17 protein-coding genes and 1 CRISPR repeat array are annotated in these 24,835 nt (G+C 48.8%); all 17 genes read left to right on the top strand.

Annotation, left to right across the window (positions count from 1 at the left end):
- Window positions 1-91: 91 nt before the first annotated feature.
- The 17 genes from A0U42_RS10230 (at window position 92) to A0U42_RS10155 (ending at window position 24,795) form a co-directional block, all read left to right on the top strand.
- Window positions 92-3,772, top strand: a complete 3,681-nt coding sequence (locus A0U42_RS10230; RefSeq protein ID WP_065360891.1) for an ESPR-type extended signal peptide-containing protein — start codon at window positions 92-94, stop codon at window positions 3,770-3,772.
- A 292-nt stretch (window positions 3,773-4,064) separates the two neighbouring features.
- The gene (locus tag A0U42_RS10225) at window positions 4,065-4,688 is read left to right on the top strand and encodes a hypothetical protein (protein ID WP_141669522.1); all 624 of its coding nucleotides are present in this window, start codon (window positions 4,065-4,067) and stop codon (window positions 4,686-4,688) included.
- A gap of 10 nt (window positions 4,689-4,698) precedes the next feature.
- Window positions 4,699-6,705, top strand: coding sequence for a dynamin family protein (locus A0U42_RS10220; protein WP_065360889.1), 2,007 nt, complete (start codon window positions 4,699-4,701; stop codon window positions 6,703-6,705).
- A complete protein-coding gene (locus A0U42_RS10215; protein WP_065360888.1) occupies window positions 6,695-8,449 on the top strand; it encodes a dynamin family protein in 1,755 nt (584 codons plus the stop codon). Before A0U42_RS10220 ends, A0U42_RS10215 begins: the two co-directional genes overlap by 11 nt.
- Window positions 8,450-8,616: 167 nt before the next feature.
- Complete coding sequence (locus A0U42_RS10210) at window positions 8,617-10,446, top strand: TM1812 family CRISPR-associated protein (protein ID WP_065360887.1); 1,830 nt, start codon at window positions 8,617-8,619, stop codon at window positions 10,444-10,446.
- A gap of 243 nt (window positions 10,447-10,689) precedes the next feature.
- Window positions 10,690-11,237: direct repeats of the CRISPR family, unit length 36 nt; unit sequence GCCGTATTACCCAAATCCCCGTAAGGGGACTGAAAC.
- A 332-nt stretch (window positions 11,238-11,569) separates the two neighbouring features.
- Entirely contained in the window at window positions 11,570-12,280 is a 711-nt protein-coding gene (gene cas6, locus A0U42_RS10205; protein ID WP_065360886.1) for a CRISPR system precrRNA processing endoribonuclease RAMP protein Cas6, read from the top strand.
- Window positions 12,277-13,485: a hypothetical protein gene (locus tag A0U42_RS10200; protein WP_083122532.1), complete on the top strand. Its 1,209-nt coding sequence runs from the start codon at window positions 12,277-12,279 to the stop codon at window positions 13,483-13,485. Before cas6 ends, A0U42_RS10200 begins: the two co-directional genes overlap by 4 nt.
- A 36-nt stretch (window positions 13,486-13,521) precedes the next feature.
- Complete coding sequence (locus A0U42_RS11525) at window positions 13,522-13,839, top strand: hypothetical protein (protein WP_083122530.1); 318 nt, start codon at window positions 13,522-13,524, stop codon at window positions 13,837-13,839.
- A 12-nt stretch (window positions 13,840-13,851) separates the two neighbouring features.
- Window positions 13,852-14,490: an RAMP superfamily CRISPR-associated protein gene (locus tag A0U42_RS10195; protein ID WP_065360885.1), complete on the top strand. Its 639-nt coding sequence runs from the start codon at window positions 13,852-13,854 to the stop codon at window positions 14,488-14,490.
- Window positions 14,487-16,049, top strand: coding sequence for a hypothetical protein (locus tag A0U42_RS10190; RefSeq protein ID WP_065360884.1), 1,563 nt, complete (start codon window positions 14,487-14,489; stop codon window positions 16,047-16,049). The genes A0U42_RS10195 and A0U42_RS10190 overlap by 4 nt, the downstream gene beginning before the upstream one ends.
- Complete coding sequence (locus tag A0U42_RS10185; protein ID WP_065360883.1) at window positions 16,039-17,391, top strand: RAMP superfamily CRISPR-associated protein; 1,353 nt, start codon at window positions 16,039-16,041, stop codon at window positions 17,389-17,391. The genes A0U42_RS10190 and A0U42_RS10185 overlap by 11 nt, the downstream gene beginning before the upstream one ends.
- Window positions 17,392-17,396: 5 nt before the next feature.
- A complete protein-coding gene (gene csx19, locus A0U42_RS10180; protein WP_065360882.1) occupies window positions 17,397-17,954 on the top strand; it encodes a CRISPR-associated protein Csx19 in 558 nt (185 codons plus the stop codon).
- A gap of 1 nt (window position 17,955) precedes the next feature.
- Window positions 17,956-19,971 carry a TIGR03986 family CRISPR-associated RAMP protein gene (locus A0U42_RS10175; RefSeq protein ID WP_065360881.1) on the top strand — a complete coding sequence of 672 codons (2,016 nt, stop codon included), beginning with the start codon at window positions 17,956-17,958 and terminating at the stop codon, window positions 19,969-19,971.
- A gap of 60 nt (window positions 19,972-20,031) precedes the next feature.
- Complete coding sequence (locus A0U42_RS10170; RefSeq protein WP_065360880.1) at window positions 20,032-21,894, top strand: TM1812 family CRISPR-associated protein; 1,863 nt, start codon at window positions 20,032-20,034, stop codon at window positions 21,892-21,894.
- Window positions 21,895-21,970: 76 nt separating this feature from the next.
- Window positions 21,971-22,315, top strand: a complete 345-nt coding sequence (locus A0U42_RS10165) for a hypothetical protein (protein ID WP_065360879.1) — start codon at window positions 21,971-21,973, stop codon at window positions 22,313-22,315.
- A 14-nt stretch (window positions 22,316-22,329) separates the two neighbouring features.
- Window positions 22,330-24,117, top strand: coding sequence for a TM1812 family CRISPR-associated protein (locus tag A0U42_RS10160; RefSeq protein ID WP_065360878.1), 1,788 nt, complete (start codon window positions 22,330-22,332; stop codon window positions 24,115-24,117).
- A gap of 24 nt (window positions 24,118-24,141) precedes the next feature.
- Window positions 24,142-24,795: a hypothetical protein gene (locus A0U42_RS10155; protein WP_065360877.1), complete on the top strand. Its 654-nt coding sequence runs from the start codon at window positions 24,142-24,144 to the stop codon at window positions 24,793-24,795.
- Window positions 24,796-24,835 lie beyond the last annotated feature (40 nt).

The raw sequence follows: 24,835 nt of genomic DNA, 5'->3' as shown, positions 1-24,835 counted from the left end.
TATAGATGGATGATAAGAAAGGAGAAATAATTAGAAAAAAGCAGGTAAAAAATCCCATCGTACTATGAGGAAGAGAAAGGAGACTTTTGTTATGAACAGGATTTATAAAGTTATTTGGAGTCATGTAAAGCACCGATACGTCGTCGTGTCCGAACTAGTCCGTAGCTGCACCAAACAGTCGGGAAGCCAGGTTACCAAGAAAATGGCTGCCGTCCTAGCCGTGCTGGCCTTGACTGCCGGTGTCGGCAGCATAGCAGAAGCCGCTACTAACGGGAGCTGGACGACAGGCACCGATGCGAAGGGAAACTTCACGGCCCATATCGATACGGAAAATACCATGGGAAGTAATGCCAAGGATAATACCGTCGTCGGTGATGGGAACACGGTAAACACTAGTAAAAATGATATAACCGGTGATAAGAATACTTTAGGTTCATCAAGCGGCAGTGATTACGTCATTGGTGACGGTAATACGATTACCCGCTTAAAATCATCATGGATTATCGGTAATGAAAATAAAATATTTACCAATTCTAGCGGCTTTTCAGCGGCAAAAAACTCTCTTATTATTGGAAGTAAGAACACCTCGACCGAGGAGATTAATAACACCATCTTGGTGGGAAATAGTAATGTAGTCAATGCATTGATCACTGGTTCCGTAGCTATTGGGAGTGGAATGGAATTTGGCAAGAATACAGATAACTCCGTTGTAATCGGCAATAATGCGAAAAATGGGGTTTCGCCAACTGATCCTATTAAATGGACAGGCAGTAAAAATTCTGTTGTAATTGGGGAGTCAGCCAGTAATGAATCTGCATATAGTGTAGTCATAGGATCGAATGCTAAGATGGGAAACAAATTGAGCACTGCCGGCGTAAGTATTGTTATTGGTTCTTTTGCTACTATTGGAGATGATTCAGCACAATCTATCCTTATTGGTCCCAGTAATTCAAAGGATAACTACTCAAAAATTGGCAATGATGTAGATGTTGCTATTGCTATGGGACATCATGTTGAAATAGGTGATAAATCTGACCAAGCTGTTGCCATCGGTGGTGAGGAAACAAAAGTTGGAAATAACGCTCCCCATGCTATTGCACTGGGTTCCTACTCAAAAATTTCTAATGACACTTGGTTTGGAGAAGCACTTGGCTATAGTGCTGAGGTAACGGGGCGCTCCAGTTTAGCTGTCGGTCATGATGCCCAAGTCGGTGAGGCCGGTCAAGAGGCAAGTAACTATTCTATAGCTATTGGGAATGAATCAAAAATTGCGAGTAGTGTAGATATAGCGACAGCTCTGGGAACGGAATCATCTATTGGAACAGAGTCTCATGCCAGTATCGCTATCGGCTACCGGTCAAAGATAGAGGAATCGTCAGGAGATGCACTTGCTATTGGTCCGGAGGCCAATGCTAAAGGGAATTATAATATTGCTATTGGCAGTATAGCCTCTGTTAGCACTCCTTCTGAAGAGCGGCCGGATTCAATTGCCATTGGCCATATGGCTAATGTTAACGGCTTACATAGCACCGCTTTAGGATCGGGCGCTAAAGTCATTAATGAAAGCTTAGAATCGACCGTTATCGGTTATAAATCGTTAATCAGCAGTGATCATGGTACTGTAATAGGCGCTAACTCTTCAATCGGTGCTAATTCCAGCAATTCCTTTGTTGGCGGTGAAGGATCTTCTGTGGCCGATAATGTGATGTTTGGTACGGCTGTGGGGTCAAATGCTGCGGTAAATTCTGAATTTGGTACTGCCATTGGCGGAAAGGCTAATGTAGGAGCTGATACCCAATATAGTGTGGCCTTAGGCAGCAGTAGTACGGTAAAAAGTGATGATATGTTTACATCCGAAAAATTAACGGCTTTTCAGACAAGTCTTGGCGATTTTTATAGCGATAAGTGGAATATTTCAAGTAGTGATGGTGATTATGGGGTCCTTTCCGTTGGCGACAGTGCTTCTTCTCAACGCCGCATCATCAACGTAGCCAAGGACCGTATTTCCGCAGACTCTTATGACGCCATCAACGGTCAGCAGATCTACCACTTGACAAATGATTTAACGGCTCAAATTGCTAATGCCGGTGGTGTTGTCTCAGCTGGGACGAATATCGCATCTGTGAAGACAGGAAAAGATGAAACCAGCGGTAAAACGGCATATGTAGTTAATGCGGAAAATGCCAGCGTCAGTGTCGATGATAATTTCTCCTTAACATCTACGACAGATAATACGACGAATATCACCGATTACAACATTGCCTTGAAAGACATTGTCACCATTGGCTCGTCAGCAGGGAGTAATCCTATTACGATTAATGGTACAACCGGGCATATTACAGGCCTGACCAACAAGACTCTCGATGTGGCTGACTTTGCTACGGTTGGTCGGGCTGCCACGGAAGAACAGCTCAAAGCCGCTATGGGCGATATGAAAGCGGATCAACAACTTCGAGACCAGCATCTCGTTGCCAATCCCGATGGCGGTAATTATATCGTCGATAATAAAGGCGAAGTAACCTTAAAAGTAAAAGGGGCTCCTGATGAAGATGGGAATGCGACATATAGCGATGTCGTTATTGAAGACGTGGCCTCGAAAAAGAAATTCGATGAAATTGTCGGCGGCGGTCAATATTTTAATAATGAAACCGGTAAAGGCAATGTCGTCAATAACAATATGAATGTCACCGAAGCTATTGAGGCCCTCGATAAGGCCGTCGATAAAGCCGCAGCGGAGGCCGAAAAGCATCGCACTGTTTCGGCAGGTAACGGCATTAAAGTAGAAAAAACAGAAGCCACGGACGACAAGGAAGCTGACTATAACGTATCTCTTGCCAACGACATTACTTTGACAGGTGACGACGGAACCAACACGATTCACATCAACGCCAATGACGGTAGCATCACGGCTTCTCAAAGCATTGCTGTCGGTGAAAATACGTATATCACAACAGATGGCATCAATGCCAACAATCAAAAAATCACCAATGTTAAAGCCGGTGAAGACGATACGGACGCCGTCAATGTCAGCCAGTTGAAAGGGGTTCAGCAGCAGGTTACTAATAACAGCCTGGCCATTAACAATTTGGGCAACAAGGTCAATCAACTGGACAACCGCATCGATGAAGTCGGTGCCGGTGCCGCTGCCTTGGCAGCCCTCCATCCGCTCGATTTTGATCCGGATGACAAGTGGGATTTCGCTGCCGGTTACGGCAATTACCGCGGGGAAAACTCGGTAGCCGTCGGCGCCTTCTACCGTCCCAATGAAGATACCTTGTTCAGTGTCGGTGGAACCGTCGGCAACGGCAATAACATGGTCAACGCCGGCGTCTCCTTCAAGTTCGGTCAGAGCAATGGTGTATCGACATCGCGCGTAGCCATGGCTAAGGAAATTAAAGACCTGCGCCGGGAACTGGAAGCCATGAAGTCGGCCATGCTCGATGCCAATGCCGGCCGCAAGATCGATACATCGAAGCTCCAACTCTTCCCGGACGTCCCCCAGAATCACTGGGCTTATGAATACGTGGCAACCCTGGCCGGAAACGGCATGATTCAGGGATATCCCGACGGCACCTTCGACGGCAACCGCCCCATGACGCGCTACGAATTCGCCGCCATGCTGTACCGGGCTATGGTTAACGGCGCAACCCTGTCGGACAAGATTCTCACCGAATTTGCTCCTGAATTAGAACGGTTCACCGTCGATACCGTCCATACCGACAAAGACGGCAATCCGACGGTAGAACGGGTACGCGTTGCGAAACGCAAATAGGCTCCAAACCTTTGGTAATACCGTAAAATCGTAACATAAAGATACTCCCTTTGAACCTGACAATTACCGGGCTATCCGGCAGGCATCCTTCAAAGGGAGTATTTTTGCTGCAAAGAATGGCAGAGGAAAATTAGTTGCCAGCAGGATTATATCACCGTAATGTAGAAATAGTACCGTATAAAATATTTGTTTTTTAACAAAATTTTAACAACAGTAAAGGGCTATGTATGCTGAAATCCCTGAATACAGCGGGGAAAAGGGCGTATAAATACGAGGATAAAGGGTGATTTTTATGGCAAACGGATTGGAAGCGGAATTCATTAAAACGATTGCAGACGTGACGAAAGAGGTAACCGACGATGTCGTACGTCATTCGGCTTTAGCGTCCGTCAATGAACTGAATGGGACCTTGAAAACGCTGAAGGCTGAATCGGGGGAACTGGTAAAGGATATCCGCCAAGCCAAGGACATGTATCAAAGCGTATCGACTCATAGCCAACAGTCTCTGCAAAATTTTAATCAGCATGTCGACTCCTGGCTGGATAATTGGTTAGAGAAACAAAATCAGCTCTTACATAAAATTGACGAACGCAATCGGAAGATGCTGAGCCAAATTGAGCAGTTGGAACGGAATCAAAATCAGGTCGGCACGGCATTGAAACAGCGAATCGGTGATGTCGAACGGATTCAACTCGATCAAAAGAACGCAGAAAACAAACGCGCCCTTACGAGAAGCCAAAATTTTCAGGCAACGCAAAAACAAATTCAGGAAACGAAAGAGACGCTGCAGTCGAACCTGATCAGCCAGACTGAATTCTTACAAACGATGATTAAGAAATTGGCCTATATGACTTTCTTCAACCTGTTGATTGTGATAGGCATCTTGCTTTATCTGGTCCGGGGAATCTTTTTATAGGAGAAGGCTTATGATTACGAAAGATACAGTGGCCGCTGTCCAGTCCCTTTATGCCCATATCGAAGCAGAATATAACCGGCAGATACAGGAGCACTTACTTCAACAAATGACGGCTCCCTTGGAACCTATCAAACGACATATGAATGCCATTGACGGGTTTTGCAATCATAAGAAGACGGCTAAGCTCCATGATTATATCGGGCAGATACAAGATGATTGTACGGCTGTTGAACAGTTAGCAGAGGACTTGACCTATCCTTTTACCTTGTTCATCATGGGAAATGGTAAAAATGGGAAATCGACGTTGATTAACGCACTATTGGGGCAACAGCAGGCTGCCGAAGGCATTGTGCCGAAAACGTGGAAAATCGATATTTTCCAACAGCGTGAAGGGACGGATTGTACCCTCACATTTCGGGACGGAACGAAGAAAAGATTGACGCATGAAGCGGCACAGGAGTTTTTAGCGGCAGAGGAGAAGAAGTGCAAAGAATCGGGTAAGGCTATTTCCAAGAAATTGAAGGACTTTGCCGCCAGTGGGGCCCCGCCGAAAGAACTGGAAGAAAAGCAACAGGAATTGAAGAAGTACGAGCTGTACAAGTCGGCCGTCATTGAAGCCGCTTGGCCCGTAGCGGACAGCCCTATTTTAGAACATTACCGCCTCGTCGATACGCCGGGACTGCGGCAGGAGCTAGACGATATGGTCTATGCCAGCGCCAATGAATATTTCTCGAAGGCTGACGGCGTCATTTGGATTTTGCCCGGCGATAAGATAAACAGTTCCGGTGACTATAATGAGCTGAAAGAGCTTTACGCCAAGTATGAAAAACAGCCCAATAACCTCGTTGCCGTTGTCAACCGCATCGACCTCATTCGCCAAGCCGGAAAAGACGTCGACGAAGTCGTAACCGAGGCTAAAAAATTATATGGCAGCATGATTCCCGATATTATTCCCCTGTCAGCTAAAGAGGCCCGAGAGGCAGAAATACTTTTGAAGCAGCCCGATTTAAGTCAGGAAGACTACGAACGCGGACAACAGCTCTTGGAGCAAAGTAATTTAAAGGCTCTGTTTGACCTATTGAATCGAACCTTCCTGGCGAATTCCCTGCAGTTACAGGTTCAAAGCAAGACCCGGAATTGTCAGGAATTGTACGGCGACGTACGCTCAGCGTCTATGGAAGCGATTGACGTCTTGAAGAAAATGGACGGCGAACGGGTAAATAAAATTCAAAATTGGGAAAAAGATAAGGCCGATGTCCTGCAGCGTTTACAGCAAGAGCTGAAGAATTTTGAGAGCCAGGAATCGAATCGGGTGTTACAGGAAACGAGTAAGGTCGAAAATCGCCTTTGGGATATGGAAAGCGGACTCCGAAATTCCTACATTATGGATAAAATCATTCGCCCCGGTCAGATTGAGAAAACCTTAGAAGTGATGGTTCAACACCATTGCAGCCAGCTTTCAACGATTACAGCTCGCCATATGTCACTCGCTCCTTTCCGGGAATTTCCCTTATTGAAGAATCGGCAGCTGAATGCCTCTGCTTCTGCGGGAAATGCTGTGAACGACGCGGCTATATCGGGAGACTTAAGCGACGAAGGGACTGCGCAGTTTTGTTTGGGCGGGGCCTTGGCCATTGGGGCCGCTGCCTTGTTGGGGCCTGTCGGATTGATCTTTGCCGGTTTTGCCGTTACGGATCTCGGACGCAGCGTGGCCAAATGGCTGTCTCGTACGTTTGGGGACAGTATGTCGGTGAAGGTGCAAAAGCGGCTTTCGAGTCAACTCGGCACGGCTGTAACCAAATTATCTAAAGAATATGAGGATTATCTCAACCGGGCCGATGAATCCATCGAGACCTTGCGGGAAGATACCTATGCCGAACTGTATGGCCCATCGGAGCAGAAAGAGGCTATCATAAAAGACCTGTCACAACTGGGAGAAACGAGCAAACCTGACATAAAGCCCTTACGGTTAAAGGATATTCTGTTTTCAGACGGGAGGAATCACTATGGAAGTTAAGCAGCACATCGCGCAAATCATAGAGCGATTAACGCAGTCGCCCTTATATCATGATAAGAACTTTACGAAGCTTCCGGACATTCATAAAGAGTTGGAATTATTGTATGCTAAATTAGATCAGCCCCTTCATGCAGCCATCTTAGGTGAAGTAAAGGCCGGGAAGTCGACACTGCTCAATGCCTTTGCCGGCGGCGACATCTCGCCGACGAATACGACGGAAACGACGGCCTGCATTTTAAAGATAACCTATGGGACCGACGAAGAAGGCTGCATCTATTATAAAGACGGCTCCCAAATTGTGTCGTCTATCGATACCGTCTATCAGACCTTATCCGAGCATCGCCGGGAGCCTGAGTTTTTCAGTCAAATAGATTATATCGTCATCAAAAAGAATTTGACCGGCTTGAAACACATGTATCTCATCGATACGCCGGGGCTGGAAACGATTACGGCCTTAAACGAAGAAAAGACGACACAGTATTTTCAGGCCGTCGATGTCGTTTTATGGGTCTTTAACGGCAATTATTTGGGGCAGTCTGACGTCAATGAGCATTTGCGCCACCTGTCGCGCATGGGAAAACCCATCGTCGCCATCATTAACCGAATCGACCAAGTCGACGGGGATCCGCAGGAACTCGTAGACTACCTGGATGAACAGCTGGGCATCTATGTCCGGGCGATTTTCCCCTTATCGGCGCAAAAAGCCTATGACGGAATCATGAATCATGATGAAGCGGCTGTAGAGGAATCCGGCTTTTCCGCTTTGTACCAGTACTTAGATGAGCATATTGAACGCAAGGCGGACCAAGTCCTAATGGATAGTATTGTCAATTCGGTCAAGGCTTTGGATGAACAAATCGAGTTGCTTCACAAACAGGCGATGGAGCAAATTGAGCTGAAGATGAGAACTTACTTGGAGCTTGATGAACAGATTCAATACAATGGAAATCTGATGATGCAAAAAATCATGTCCCGTGCCCAAACGTGGGTACAGCACGATTTCTTATCGAATGCCGAACAGACGGTCCAACACAGAATCAATGACCAGAGTTTCTTTAGTACTACTTCAAAAGACGCCATTCAACGAGAACTGGAACAACTCCTGTCAGAAGACCGTCTTCAGCAGGAAATCAATGGATTTTTAGGCCAACTGCAACGAGATATTTATCAAGAATGGCATGGTAGACTGTCTCAAATCGATGCAGAGCTTTCCCACCTTTATCGGGAAAATCAAATCAAGAACGATTTAGAAATTTCTCAACTGAAACAGGCCTTTGCCGGGCAGACCGGGATGGATTCGATGAAAGATTCGGTGCTGGTTGCCAGCGCTGCCGGCGGAGCTTTATCGGTCTATTCGGCCATCTTAGGACCGGCGGCATCGACGGTAACCATCGGTTCTGCCGTGGGAGCCATCATGCCTCCCGTACTCTTGGCAGGAGCTGCTGTGGGCCTCGTTACCGGCTATGCCAGAAGTAAAAAGATGAAAAGCAGTCAAACCATGATGGCTAATGACGTGTTAGACCGGATTCGCAGCCACGTTTCACAGGAATTACTACCGGCCTTAGAACAACATCTGCAGCAACTGTGCAACAAGACGGCAGATGAAGCCAAGCGTGAATTCGTAGAGAAGAACTTTGACGGGCGCAGTGTGGATGAGTTGAAGCACCTGGTTCAACGGCTGCAGGAGTTTTTGCAGCGGACGGATGCGGAAGGGGTTGCTCAACTTTCACCCGGTAGAAAATAAAAGTAGAGAAGAAAGTGAAACTCTTTGAACCATCGTCGATGGAGGCGAATACACTGGCGGTCTTTATGGGGCCTGTGATGAAGCCCGGGGGACGAATTCGCTGATTTGACGTATTGGTAAGGAATGAGGCAGTATTTGTATGAGGTTACCATGAAAGGAGTGAGTCGATGAAACATATCATGCTGCTGTTTTTAAACGAGGTCCGTCTCCATTATGACCGTACGTTGGTTGTTTCGCGTTATGAAAATATCGACGGGACGATGAGTGACTGTGTCCAGGACAACGAAGCGGCCATTCGCCGGACGGCGGCTTCCTTAAAACGGCAGGGCGAACAAATCGATTGCCTGTTCTATTTTTCAACCAAGCGGACACGGGAAGCGATTTGCTGCGTCGACGAAGCCGGGAATGAGTGCAGCTTGACTCAGGAAGACCTCTTTCGGGAGCGGATACAGTCCTTTGTGGCTCAGTGTATTCGCGTCGACTGCGATGAACTCCGTCAGCCCGAAAACCGGGTTCATCAGGCCCTTGAAATGGCCGGCGCCATACGTGCCTTTATAGAAGCGAAGCAATGGCAGTCCGAAGGTGTACAGCTCCACGTCGATGTTACCGGCCCTTTTCGCCATACGTCGATGATGCTGCCGGTCATGCAGATTTTGAAACACGACGGAATTCGAACGGCGACCGTCCTGGATGCGAACCGCCATAAAGGGCAAGTCGAAGAGGTAACCGACACCTATTATCTGTCCGGCCTCCTTTCAGGGACGGATGAATTCATCAACTTCGGCAGTACTCGCGGCATCATGGCCTGTATGGAAGGGGCTGAGCAGACGAGGGAAACGAAGATACTGCTGCAGCAGATGCATGACTTCACCAATGCCGTCCGTATCTGTCGGACCGGGCAAATTGCGGTCCTGGCCCAAAAATTCCGGGAAGCCTTGAAGGACTTTGAACAGGCCGGTGCCGTCTCGATGCAGGAAAAAATATTTCTGCGCGTTTTGGAAGTTTTCAAATCCGAGTACAACTTGCTTTTAAGGGAAAACATGACGCAGCTCGACATCATTCGCTGGTGCGTTGAAAAAGAGTACCTCCAACAGGCACTGACCTTGTGCAGCGAGTGGATCCCCGGTGACCTGGTCGACCGTCGTATTTTTTACCCCATTAAAAAATTTATTCCCAATCAATGTATGCGGGAAAAATTGCCTCACCAAACGTGGCAGCAGTATTTTGTGAATGATCTTACGGTGAGACGGACGAAAGAAGATAGCGATGCCTACTTGAACCGCCTGTTTCCCCGACTGGAAAAAAAGAAGCGGGAAACGAGGCTCCGCACCATCATCGCCGACTTTGAAGCCTCCGGTGACGTGGATTATGTCCTGCGCCGATACCCTAAGGAGGCTGTCTATTTCAAAGCCTTGCTGGAAGAATTGCGTTTTGTACGGCAGATCCTCTCTGACTTGACGACGGATAAGATGACGAAGGAGGAACTGAAACAGAAGTGGCCGAAAATCTATGCCATTTTGCATCGCATGTATCATCGAGTCAAAAATAGTCCTAACTTTGATCTGACTTTGGACGAATATTTGAAAAATCAAAGGGTATCGGCCATGTATAATGTTTTGAAGACGGCATCGTATGCATTCTTCCAGACCCTGCTGCCGTTGCCCGATGAATTTTTAGAACATGTGCCGCCTTCTGTAGGGGATGTTCCGGGTATCTATGAATCAGAAATCGCTTGGAATAATCGTCAAGTTTATTACTTGCGCATGATGAAGTATGACTATGTCGGTTACAAACGGCCGGCTAAAGCAACCTTAGAAATCCTGCACGACTACTTCCAACTTCGTATCGAGCGGAATTGTATCAACCACGCCCATGACGAAGGCACCCTGTCGACAGAGGGCATCAAAGACCTCATCTTTGATTTGCTGCGGCGAATGGAAAATATATCGGAGCGTGAATCAGGAGAACTGTCAGACTTTGACCAATTGACAGAATAAGTCAAGAAAAGTATACTAATTATAAATAAGGGTAATACGTTAGCCGAAAGAAAACCGATTTTGGGGTGAACCCCCTGGGAGGTTTGAAAATTTCAAAAACGGCTGAAAATGGCGTAACTAAGGGAAAAAACGACACTGCCCAAATTTTATTTTTCACCCGGGTCGCCGAAAAAGAGGAAAAAAGCCGGAGGTTTGAAAAAATCGCCTGTGAGCCCAGTCAGGGAGCGGGTACTGAGGGACAGGGCCGTATTACCCAAATCCCCGTAAGGGGACTGAAACGGAAGATCGTTTTTTAAATCAAATAAAATATCGGAAGCCGTATTACCCAAATCCCCGTAAGGGGACTGAAACGCTACTTCGGCATACTTCATGGAACCATCGGCTCTAGGCCGTATTACCCAAATCCCCGTAAGGGGACTGAAACTCTGTTTCTTTCCTCAATTTATCAGAGGCGTCTAAATGGGCCGTATTACCCAAATCCCCGTAAGGGGACTGAAACTCCAGATTAATTCGCTAACCATTCTCTTTTTACGTCGCCGTATTACCCAAATCCCCGTAAGGGGACTGAAACTGCCGCTATCGTAGAACCTTTGGAACAGATTTCTCGTGCCGTATTACCCAAATCCCCGTAAGGGGACTGAAACGACTGCATCGTCGTTAAGATTATTCAGAACTGCCCACTGGCCGTATTACCCAAATCCCCGTAAGGGGACTGAAACGCCAAACAAGCTTGGTCAGTTCAACTAACAAGACCCGTCGTATTACCCAAATCCCCGGAGTTAAATTGACTCCTTTTAGGAAAAAGGCGTTTGTACCATAGGGGACTGGAAAGGTCTTGGTTGGCAACGGTATATGCATTCCTGGAAGTCATCTCGATGCGTTTTGTATAACTTATGTAAACTATTAAAATAATAAATTACTTTTTTGAATAAAATCCTGTCATTTGGCAGGATTTTATTTATTCTGTGTCGAATTTGTAAATCATAGAAGTATTATTACGCTTTTTTAGGTATTTACCATGACGGCAAAGATGTAGCCTTTGCCGTAGAAGGAGTTGATATCGTTGCTGGAAATCTGCGAGATACCGCTGAGATTTCCCAAGGGGAAGGGAGTCCATCCTTCGATGGGCTCGGTCTTTCACGGAGCTTTGATGGAGCTCATAGGTCCTGACTGGGCCGGTGTTTTTCACCGCAAGGGGATGCGCCCGTACAGTCAGGCCGTCTTTTGGAATGAACAGGCACGGCAGAACCTTTGGCGCCTGGGGTTTTTGGAGACATCGGCGGCGTCGGTCATGCTGCCGGCCTTGGAACGGACGAAGTCCTTGGCTTTACACCAGCAAGGCTATGACGTCGGCTTAGGCCGTATCCGCTGCCGGTCCATTCCCCTCGATGGGGAGCAGGCTGTACCGGGGCCGGTGCCGATGGGCGCTGAGATTCGTTTTCTGACGACGACGAGTTTTAAGCGCAGCGGGGCCTATGTCCTGTTTCCTGAACCGGAACTGCTCTATCAAAGTATTCTCCAGCGCTGGCCCCTGATGACCGGAGAGACGCTGGAAAAAGGGCTTCACCAGGTATTAAGCTATTATACGATTATTCAAGATTATGACCTCCATACGGAGTTTTTCGGCTTGGAAGGGCACGGCGTCAAAGGTTTCGCCGGCTCCGTGCGGCTGCGTTTTGGCGGACCGGAACGGGTACGGCAGATGGCGGCGCTCTTACTAAGGTGCGGCAGTGCTGCCGGCTTTGGCATCAAGACGGCCTTAGGCATGGGTGCTTCACAGGTTCGGATCGTGACGGGAAAAGAGGGTCATTTGAAAAGGAGGAGAGGCGGATGAGTGTACAAGCGCTTTTGTTTGATACGCGGTCCATTCAGAAGTATATTTTTTCAGGCAATCGGTTGAAGACCAACATCGGTGCTTCGTACATCGTCGAGCATGTTTTTGACGATGTGTTGGTCAAAGAGATTTTGGCCGATCCGGCATTCGGGTTGGGTACCGTTGACGGGACGAGCTGGAAGATGCGGACGGAACCGCTGAAGGATCTGCCGGCTGATTGTTACGTCGCTTATATCGGCGGCGGCAATGCCCTGATCCTGTTCAAGGAAGGCGTCGCCGACTGCCGCAAGGATATCGTAACGGCCTTTACCAAAGAGCTTCTCGTCCGTTACCCCGGCCTGAAGACCGGCGTTGCCATGGGACCTTTGGACTTATCGGAAAATTTTAAAGATGAACTGGGAAAACTGTATCGTCAATTGAAGGACAATCAAAACACCGTCTTCCCCGTGGTGAATGTTCCTTATACGGGACTGACCTTGCCTTGCGAAGTCAATGGTGAAGCAGCTGACTTTTATGATGACACGCACCTCATGGTTCAAGAAGGTTCGCCGCGATTCTTCTCCCAGGAAGTCCGGGCCAAGACGGCTGCGGCCTCGGAAGCCAATGACGACCTGCACCGACGCTTTGCAGATCAGCTGAAGGGCTATAAGTTCCCTATGGAGCTCGACCGACTGGGCCAACGGGAAACGGAATCGGATATCGCTATCATTCACATCGACGGCAATCAGATGGGCAAGCGCTTCAGTGATTGTAAAACCCTCCATGAGCGGGGACGTTTGTCTTACCAGGTACGGAAAAATACGGAAGACACCTTCGCCGTTCTCTTAGATTCTATCGTGGCCGAATACGATTCGTACGGCGACTTCCTCGATTTGGAAGACGGCGTCCTGCCCATTCGTCCCTTGATTCTCGGCGGCGACGATATTACCTTTATTTGCCCGGCTCGACTGGCAATTACGTATACGAAACGCTTCATGACGACCTTGAACCAATATTTTGCCTCCTGCGCCGGCATTGCCATCCTGCCGACGGCCTATCCCTTCTTCCGTGGCTACAAACTGGCGGAACAGGCCTGCGATGCTGCCAAAGTTCCGTCGCGTGGGAAAAAATCATCACAGAAAGAGGATTCATCACAGGAAACGCCGCCATCGTGCTGGCTGGACTTCGTCATCCTCCACGGCGAACAGGCTCCGAAACTGGATTAAATCCGCCAAACCGAATACAAGGGCGCCCTTGGCAACATGCACTTCGGCCCCTATCGCGTCGATGATGACAACAACGAACATGCCTTGGCAAAACTCCTTTCCTGCACCAAACAATTGACGACGATGCCGTCCAATAAGGTCAAAGAACTGCGGTTTACGGCACAGAAAGGGAAGGCAGATATTCGCCTCTATTTGGAACAGCTGAAGCATATGGGCCTTGGCCTGCCTCATGTCGACGGTTGGGAACGCTTTGAAGAGGCCGTATGGAATAAAAAGGATGGTTCTGCGGCCGGGCAGACGCCTTACGTCGATGCCATTGAAATCATGGACTACACTGTCCCGGAACTGCAATAGGAGGTACGGACTATGGAATATGAAGTACGGATTAAAACGGAATCGCCGCTGTGCCTGAATTCCGGGAAGGCTGACGTCAACGTCGACACCGACATTGTCCATGACGAATTGGGCATGCCATATTTCCCGGGGAAACGCCTGCGCGGCCTCCTGTATGAAAGTGCCGTCGAAGTCGTTGAAATGGCGGAATTATGCACCACACCTTTTATCGAACGAAAGACCGTAGAGGAACTCTTCCACAAACGGGCGGACAGCACGGTCGAACTGATCGTCCCGAGTTTTTACCTGGAAGACTACCGGGACATGGCTAAAGAATGGAAGTATCTCCAGTCTCATTTTGACCTCATCCAACCGGAATCGGTCTTACAGACTTATACCTCTATTCGCTTTCAGACGGCCCTCAACGCCGACGGGACGGCCAAAGAAACGTCCCTGCGCAACATTCGCGTCGTCGACAGCGACTTAGTCTTCGTTGGAAAAGTTCAGGTCAACGGCGGCGAACCCCGCCACGAACAAGCTTTGGCCTTGGCCGTTTCCAATCTTCGGCGAGCCGGCATGAACCGCAACCGCGGGTTTGGACGCCTCTCTTGCACGATGAAAAAACAGGAAGATCTGATGGCTCAGGCTTTTTCGAAAGGGGGTCGTAAATGATGCAGATTTCCTACGTTACGATTGAAACCTTATCGCCCGTCGTCTTGACAGCACCGGGCAGTTCCCAGCTCCTCACGGCGAGCAGCGAATCCTTCAGCGGAACCCTCCTGCGCGGCGTCTTAGCCGGGAAATACGCAAACGACCATAAATTGGGTGCGAAAGCCCATATGGATGAAAATTTTATCCGCTACTTTTTCTCGGATCTGCGCTTCGTCAGTGCCAATCCCAGTGCCGACGGAAAAAGAGCCATGGTACTTCCCTTGTCGCTCATGAAAGCGAAAGCCGTATCCGGCGATAAGCCGATTCTCGACTTGTTGTCCGATGAGGGGAAAGCGGGATATAAGAGCCTCAAAGGCCTGTCCGTCGTCGATGGCGGGACGATTCGCCCCGTATCGGTCAAATCGAGCATGACCTTCCACATGAGCCGCAGCGGCGACAAGGAACGCCTGAGCGGTCACAGCCAGGACGGCAAGGTCTATACCTACGAATCTATCGACGCCGATCAAACCTTCCAAGGCGCCGTCATCGGCGATGACGATTGCTTGCAGTCCTTCTTTGACGACGTCGGTAAAAAGGGGAAAAGCTTCACCTGCCGTATCGGCCGGTCGAAACGGACGGAATACGGGGGCTGCCGCCTGACTTTTACGCCGCCGCAGGCCCTTCCCGATGAAACCTTTTCCGACACGACATGCCTTGTCCTCGATACGCCCCTTTTGCCGACGGATGGAATGGCAGCAAGGGCTGATCGGGTACTGCAGGAAGAAGTCATTGACGTCCTCAATCGTCGTGCCGGCAGCAACACGTTTACCTTGGGCCGTGTTTTCAGTACGCCGATTACCATTGAAAACTTCGTCGGTATTTGGCAGATGCGGCGCCCGCGCAGTATGGCTCTCGCCGCCGGAACGGTCTTTGAAATCCATAAAGACGGTCCCTGGCAGGATAAGGATGTCCAAGCTTTGACACAACTGATGTACGGCGGGGCCGGCGACCGGACGGAAGAAGGATTCGGTCAGCTGCGGCGGTGGAACCCCCAAGACTTGACTATCGACGATAAGGGCGAAAAGAAGGAATTGGAAGAGATTTCTATTAAATCTCCGGAAGTGAAGAAACGGGCCGCTTCTATCTTGGAAAGCCGTATCAAGGAACAGCTCCACAACTTCGCCTATGAAGATGCCGCTCAATTGAAAGGCCTTGAAGGCGGGGCCAAGACCCATCTCTTTGCCCGTTTAGAATCGTGGCTTGACCGGGATTTCCGAGCTGAACTCAAGGCCAAAGCCGGCAAGAATGAGACTGTGGGTACTCATCTTCGCCGCCTGCGCCTGAACGGGGCTCCCCTTTACGAGATTTTTAACGGAGACAAACCGGCGCCTTATGAAAGTGCCGATCGGGAAAAAATGCTGTCACAGCTGATTCCGGATGAGCTTGCTAAAATGATCGGATTCAAGGAACCCAAAGAATCGTATTTCCATGAATACTGGCTCTGGTTCTTCCGCCACAGCCGCAAACGGGCCGTACAAGTCCGTAAAACTGCATCGGAGGTGAAGAACGATGAAACATGAAGCCAGCCTGTTGTACTGCGTGCAAGTCGAAGGGGTCTTATCCCTTGAAACCCCCTTACTCATCGGTTCCGGTCGGGAAACGGACGACATCACCGATATCCGTGTCCTGCGCGATAAAAAAGGACAGCCCTTTATCCCCGGCACGTCGCTTGCCGGCGTCCTCCGCCATCTTGCCGCTAACTGGGACAAAACGGCGACGCAGCTGCTCTTTGGCTACAGTGACGACCGCCGTGGAGAAGGCGTGCAGAGCGCCGTTTGCATCGACGATATTTCCCTTGAAAATGCCTATATTACCGTTCGCGACGGCGTGTCCATCGACGAATACACCGGCGTTGCTAAGGATAAGGCCAAATACGACTATGAAGTCGTCGAAAGAGGGGCCCGCGGCACCTTTACCATGACTTGGCAGCTGCGGCAGAAAGTCGTCAACGACCTGCCGAAATGGAAGGTATTTCTTGACGATTTAGTAAAGCAATTATCCTATGGCATCCGTCTCGGCGCCATGACGGCCAAGGGGTTTGGCCATGTACGCCTTGAAAAGGCCAAAATCCATCTCTACGATTTTAGCCAATACGACGATGTAAAGGCCTGGCTCAGTCGGAAGGTTCCCAAAACGGTCTATGACGTCAAGGCCGAAGAACGCTTAGGCAACCAGTCTTTCGTCATCGAAGCCGATTTTGCCTTGAAGACATCCCTCTTAGTTCGCAACCGTGACGTATCGGCCGCAGACAGTGATCAGAATATCGATGTCGTTCCCATGATGAGCGGCAACGATTATCTCATTCCCGGTCCGTCGGTCAAAGGCGTCCTTCGCCATCAGGCATCTCATATCCTGCAGGTATTAGGGAAGTCGACGGATTTATTGGACGGGCTCATGGGCTATTCCCGTGACGATGGGAAAAAGCAGAAGAGCCGTTTCCTCGTCGACGAAGTCTATATTTCACCGGACCACGTGGCAGCGGTTAAACAGACGCGCAACGCCATCGACCGTTTCACGGGCAGCACCATGGACAGCAAACTCTTTGCTGAAAAGCCCTTATGGCAAAAAGATAAGACCCGCTCCGTCGTCACCCTGCGTCTTGCCATTGAAGACTGCCAAGATTGGGAAGCCGGACTGGCTTTGTTCCTCTTAAAAGATCTCTGGACCGGCCAAGTGGCTCTGGGCGGCGATAAATCCGTGGGCCGTGGCTATTTGACCGGCCACCATGCTGACATCCGCTTCCAAAAAGACGGAAGGCGCCAGCACTGGGTCCTCGAAGAGAACGGAAAGGTAACCGGCGGTGATCCGGCAGCCTTAGAAGCCTATGCAGCGGCACTGAATCGTGTTGCGGAAGGGGAGTGAGCGCAATGAGTATGGAATTAGCCCGGAAGGGATTGACCTTGGTCGACAGCCCGGTGACCTGGAAACGGAAAATCCATGAAACGCAGCCCTTAGGGGACGTCATTAAACAATATATGAAAGATTCGGCCAGCCTCGTCGTATGGCAGCGCCAGCAGATTTCCTGGGGCCGTTGGGACGGGTCGTCGATTGTCTTTGCCAATCAAGAAACCTTGGACGAAAATCAGATTCTGGAAATCCGCATCTTTAACGAAAAGGAAGAACTTCACCTCTACCGCCGTCACGGTGCTTATGAAGGCCGCTATGTCTGCGACGGCGAAGGCTCGGTCCAATGCCACGTCGACGCCTTATCCCGCCTTTGGGGGCATAAGACGGCGCACGACGGGACGTTCGTCACCTTGAAAGACGACGAACGCTTCCTTTCCATGACCGTGCCCTGCCAAGAAAAGGCCGACTATTATGGACTGGTCACGCGCAGCTATATTGAAGCCGATGATAAAACGGGCCAGGCCGGTTATAGCGATTACCGCTTTGTCCGCATCGAATCAGCCGAAGGGGGGAGATAAGATGAATGAAGATATATTAAATCAGATGAAGGCATTGGGACTTATAGAATCTACGGAACTGGAAAAGGAAGAGAAACCCCAAAAAGAAGATAAACAAAAGAAACCAAAAAAACCAAAGAAGGTGTCCATCACCTTAGACACGAGCTTAGATAAAAAGCCTCGCGGCAATTACCGCAGACAGGGGGGCGGCAACTCCTATCAAGGCGGCCAAAAGGAGAAAAAGCAGCAGATTCCATCCTTGAAGCCCCATCAGAAGTATGTGGACAATGCCAATGCTCCGAAAGCCGCCGTATCGGCTTATAACTTTGTCCCTTTTACGAGAACCGTTCTGGCCTCACCCCTCGATGCCATGAAAGGCGATTTTCGCGGCTATATTGAAAGTCAAGAGACCTACAGCGGTACTTTATCACTGGAACTTTCTAATGTGACGCCGCTCTTTATCGGCGGCGGCAATGGCGGCGACGATGAAGCCTTCTTTTCGCCAACCGGCGAGCCCTTGATCCCCGGCAGTTCTTTGCGCGGCATGGTACGCGGCCTTTTCAAAATCGTCACGGCCGGTACCATGCGCCGTGATGAAGATTTCGTTGACCGCCACCTCTATTTCCGCTGCCTCATGGCTCCGAAGAGCATGCCTCAGTTAAAGGAACTGAACGCCTATTACGTGAAGCGTATGTCGACGGAACATGCCGATTCCAAAACGGGGAAACCGGTCAAACGGGCAAAACCGGGATTTCTCTACCGTCTTGAAGGCGACGGGACATACTATTTGGCTCCTTGCGATATGAAATCGATCAAGGCTTACGAATATGGTACAATTCCCGAAGAATCACAGGTTGATTGGAATCCCAAAGAAAAAATTGCCTATATTTTGACCGGAAATCAGCGGAATAAAAAATTTGTTCGCTGCTTATCCAATCCTGATTGGAACGAAGCTGAAGCCGTCCCGGAACGGCTCATTCAGGAATATCGCGATGACACGCGCCGTAAAGGTGTCGATCTGTTAAATGATAGTAGCAGTACCGAACAGCAGGCCGCCTATCGTGGCGGATCGGCGAAGCAGTTTTCCGGACGCAGTGATATCGACTTCCTCGTCCCTTGTTTCTATACCAAGGAAGATGGGGAAATCACCTCCTTCGGCCATGGCCGTTCTTACCGGATTCCTTACCAGAAATCGGTTGGCGACCGACTGCCCAAGGTCTTGCAGAAAGATCCCGATGTCGTCGATTTTGCCGACGCCGTTTTTGGCCGTAAGGAAGACTGGGCCGGCCGCGTATCCTTTGAAGATGCCCATCTGACGTCTCCCGTAAATTTAGGACCTAAAGCTTGGGTAAAACCCTTATTGGGAGCCAATCCGACGTCGTACCAGCTCTATTTGACCCAAAATGATTGGCCGCCGGCTCATTGGGACAGCGATGCCCCTGTAGAGCTGCGGGGCTATAAGATGTATTGGCACAAAAACATCGGAAACAGCGATTGGCAGGCCAAAACAGAACAGCAAAAGGGGAGTATTACGAAAAAGATTGAGCCTTTATTGGCCGGCAATGCCTTTTCCAGTGCCATTCACTTCCGCAACCTGACGGCTGTTGAATTGGGAGCCTTGTTAAAAGTATTCCACCTCCAAGAGGAAAATGAAGATATCGTCTATAAACTCGGTATGGGGAAATCCTTGGGTATGGGCAGTGTGCGCATCAAAGCGCAGCTGCACCTCGACAGTGACCGTTACGGAAATCTCTTTGACGGCGGAAAATGGCAGGAGTCAAAACAGTCTGCCGATGCAATGAATTTTATCGAAGCCTTCGATACTTATGTCAAAGAACACCTCGGTTCTGTTGAATCATCCTACCAAGCGTCTCTGAAAAATCTTCGCATCATGCTTGATTGGAACAATACCAAACGGCCGAATTGGGTTCGCAAGGTCAGTGCCGCCGGCAGTGACAAGGGTACCCTAAAAGGCGGCGTTGATCCGCAATTTACAGATCGGGCCGTCTTGCCGACACCGGATAAAATCATCAAATAAAATAGAAGAGAAGGTTGCCCTCATGGGCAGCCTCTCTTTTCATATCTATAGGAGGCCTGTATGGAACATCAGGGAATACTTTTGTTTTTGAGTGATGTCAAGGTGAGAGATGGAAAGGTCAGGGTCACCAACTACAAGGATATTGGCGACTGCTACACGACCAATGAATCGGCCGTCCGTTACTGTGTTCAAAAGCATGAGCCACTAGAGCGACTGTTTGCCTTTGCGACCCAGAAAGTTCAATCAACGTTAAAGGATGAAAACACCAAAGAAGCTTATTGTGATGAAGACGGAAATCCCTATACCCATCTTTCATATTTCGAATATCGCCTGAGACAGGGAGAACATCCTATTGAGGCTGAACTCGAAGTCGCTTCATACAATGAAGAGGGCGAGATGAATGAAAATATTCAGTCTATCGTCGATATGGCGGCTAAAGTCGACGCATTCATTGCCAAGCTGCCAAAAGATGATACCTTAGTACTTCATGCTGATTCTACGGGTGGCATGCGTAATGCGGCCATGGTTACGATGGCCATCCTGCGCCTCATGCAGTATGACGACCGAGTCCGTATCGGCGACATCTTGTACTCTAATTGGAATAAACACATTGTTGAAAAAGTTAATGATATCTATGCCTTGTTCGACCTTATCTCCGGTGCTGAAGAATTTGTTCGCTTTGGCAGCGTCCAAACCCTTCGTGATTATTACAAGCGGCAAGCTATGTCTAAGCAGTCACCGGAATTACAGCAACTCATCAAGGCCATGGCTGATTTTTCCGATGCCATCAGCCTTTGTAACTACGGCATCTTCCGTGATGCGATTACGAACTTGAGAAGAACGATGGAAAACTTCCATGACCGCATGCATGATGCGAACGGTGAGGCGTCTTTACCCGATTCCCTCATGAATCGCCTTTACGGCCGGATTCGTCACGAGTACCGCTGGCTGCTGCGGAGTGAAGAACCGGATGACATCACCCTTATCGAATGGTGCATTCAGCATGATTATATCCAGCAGGCCTTGACCCTCTATACCGAACGGGTGCCAAAAATCTTTTGCTCCTATAATATTGTTACCTTGACAAAAGAAGGGCAAGAGGCTTTCGATACGTTCCTTCAAAATAGCACTGATAAAGCACCGGCGGCGGTTCAGTTATATACTCAATTTTGCAACAAAGATAGAGAACGCGAAGTTAACCGGCACTTCAGCAATATACAAAATGATTACGATCAACAGCTAAAAGCGGCCTCGCAGTTAATCCGGACGAACGCACGCACTGACCAGAAAACAGATTGGGCGATACAGGCTCAAGGAGTGATTAAAGACTATCTGAAAGAGAACTCCCATACAGATATAGTAGATACAGTGTCTCTTAATGACGAATTAGGGCTGGCAGCCGGTTTTTCCTTGATTCAAGCCTTATGTCGGACACCGGGAAAAATCATGCAGGGAGAAATCTCATTAGGTGACCTTGAAATGAAGAAGCTCCAAGTTTTAAAAGCAGCCTATATGTCGGGGGCCAATAATAAACGACTTCAGGACATGAAATCCTATGAACAAGGCAATAATTTGGTCAAATTCGTTGAGAAAATGAGTTCTGATGATTTGCAGAAACTTTTTTCTGGTATTACCATTTCTGTTCCCTATCCGAATCGGTTCCTTCGCTTGCTTGATTGCGGCTGGGCTTACACTGATTTGTCTAAGGAAGTATTATATAAACTCTTAGATCAATACGGTACCATTAAGGATGCACGAAACCACACCAATCATGCCCGGAACGATCACCAACTGTCTACGTTGGAAGACATCAAGGCTTTGCTGACCGAATATGTAGAAAACATCAAAGAAGTTTGCTATCGTCAACGAGCCGAGACTTCTAAAACGGAAACAGAAAGCCACGAAGAAAACGGCACCGCATAAAAAAGGAACACATATTATTTTTTTCATGCCATATAGGGTGGCCCCTGTATGGCATGGGATATAAGGAGGCATACGGATGCAGCTCATCAATCTCACACCTCACGACATTCAGCTTGTCTACCAAGATCCGGAACTCGACCACGAAGCGATCGACATCATTCCTGCCTCGGGGATGCTCGCCCGTTGTGACGTCATCAAGGAAGCGGTCGGCATGGCAGGGCCCGTCCCCGTCTACAACATGACTTACGGTCCCGTTCAAGGTCTGCCGGAGCCCCAAGCGGACACGGCCTATATTGTCTCGTCTGTCGTAGCCCAATCCTTGGCCGGCAGTCGCAGCGACGTCCTCGTTCCCATCGACTTCGTTCGCGACAATGAGGGACAGATTACAGGCTGTCGCGGCCTGGGGCGACTCATGAAATAAAGGGAAGTGGATCTATGAAGCATATCATGCTGCTGTTTTTGAGCGAAGTTCATCTCGATGGCGATAAAAAATTATCCCTGTCTCCATATAAACTCTTCGATGGGACGATGATTGACTGCGTTCAAACCAATGAATCGGCAGTCCGTTGGACGGCGAACAACTTACGAAGACAGCAGGAACAATTGGACTGCCTGTTCTACTTTTCAACGAAAAGGACTCAGGAAGAGCTTTGCTATATCGACGACGAAAATCATGAGCACCGCTTGACCCATGAAGCCTTATTCCTCAATCGGATAGGCCCTTTTGCGGCGAACTGCGTCCGCATTGATTACAATGAACGGAGTCAAACCGAGGAAAGTGTCCGCCAGGTCCTGGAGATGGCCGACGCCATTCGAGACTTTATGGAAGAGCATGATTGGAAACCGGAAGACGTAGCGCTCCATGCTGATTTTACCGGCGGTTTTCGCCATGCGTCGATGATGATGCTGTCGGTCATGCAGCTCTTGAAATACTACGGAATCGGGACGACGGCCGTCCTGTACTCCAACCGCAATGAAAAACAGGTCGAAAATGTAACCGACATCTACCGCATGTTCAACCTCATTTCCGGCGCCGATGAGTTCATCAACTTCGGCAGTACCCGGGAAATCACGGCCTACATGGAAGGCTCGAATCAGACAGCGGAAACGAAGGTCCTCTTGCAAACGATGCGCGACTTTACTAATGCCGTGCGCATCTGCCGGACCGGAAAAATTGCGCCCTTGGCAGGCGAACTCCAAGAAGCCTTGCAAAACTTCGAGCGAGCCGGTGCCATTTCCCTGCAGGAAAAGATTTTTCTGCGCATCTTAGCCATCTTTAAAATGGAATACGGGTCCCTCCTGAAAAAAGACTTCACCAAACTCGATATCATTCGCTGGTGCGTCGAGAAAGGCTACCTCCAGCAAGCCATGACCCTGTGTACCGAATGGATGCCTGAAGAAATCATAGATTCCCATATCTTTTACCCTATTCATCCCTTGATTCAGAATGATTGCAAGGAAGGGAAAACGGATTACCAGACTTGGCAGTACTATTTTCTAAATACCTATTCTCCAGCCGATCCGTGTCAACAAGATGCGCCCCTAAAAATCGGAAAGCCTAAAAAAACGGAAGAAGCCGCTTTACGTGAAGTGATTTCGCATTTTGTAGAACGGAAAGATGTCTCCCTTGCGTTGAGTCAATATTCGGGAAACGGTGAAAGAATAAAACCGCTGCTGGATGAGTTACAGATAGCCCCCAGGGTGTTAAGGGCTATAAAAAACGGAAGATTAAAGCTCCGGAGCATGAAAAAACGTTACCCTAAAACGTATGCCATCATCCGCTTTATGTATCTTCAAGACAAGAAGGCTCCAACATTTAACCTAAAGGAATCGGAATACTTCAAACGTCGGGATATAGATAAAATTTACCATTATTTAGAAAAAGCTCCTTATGAACTGCTCAAAATTCTTGTACCGTTTGATGTGGAATCCTCAGCAGAAGAGAAAAAAATTACCGTTTCTGCTAAGCCGACAGTAGACGGAATCTACCTTTCTGATGAAAACTGGAATAAGCGACAGTACCAGTATCTGAAAATGCTTGATTGCGGTTTTGTTCAATGTCGACAGCCTGCGGAAGAGGCCTTAGAAGTTTTGCATGATTACTATAAACTCAGATCCGAAAGAAATAATATTAATCACGCTAACAATGGGGACACTCTGTCGACACAGGAAGTCAAAGAATTAGTATTGAAACTCTTGCGGGGCATGGAGAGTCGCTTATAGAATTGATAAAAGGGAAGTGGATCTATGAAGCATATCATGCTGCTGTTTTTGAGCGAAGTTCATCTCGATGGCGATAAGAAATTATCCCTGTCTCCGTATAAACTCTCCGATGGGACGATGATTGACTGCGTTCAAACCAATGAATCGGCAGTCCGTTGGACGGCGAACCACTTACGACGACAGCAGGAACAATTGGACTGCCTGTTCTATTTTTCTACGAAAAGGACTCAGGAAGAGCTTTGCTATATCGACGACGAAAATCAGGAGCACCGCTTGACCCATGAAGCCTTATTCCTCAATCGGATAGGCCCTTTTGCGGCGAATTGCGTCCGTATTGATTACAATGAACGGAGTCAAACCGAGAAAAGTGTTCGCCAGGTCCTCGAGATGGCCGACGCCATTCGAGACTTTATGGAAGAGCATGATTGGAAACCGGAAGACGTAGCGCTCCATGCCGATTTTACCGGAGGCTTTCGCCATGCGTCGATGATGATGCTGTCGGTCATGCAGCTCTTGAAATACTACGGCATCGGGACGACGGCCGTCCTGTACTCCAACCGCAATGAAAAACAGGTCGAAAATGTAACCGACATCTACCGCATGTTCAACCTCATTTCCGGCTCTTTGTCAAATGTTGGGGTGCCAACTAAATCATCCACCGCGAATGGACGTGAGTGAGTTTTCCTCGCTCTCGTCCATTTATTGGCGCCGAATAGGC

It is taken from the genome of Megasphaera sp. DISK 18 (assembly GCF_001682955.1).
Classification (GTDB): domain Bacteria; phylum Bacillota; class Negativicutes; order Veillonellales; family Megasphaeraceae; genus Megasphaera; species Megasphaera massiliensis.
This window is presented reverse-complemented; position numbering and strand designations above follow the sequence as displayed.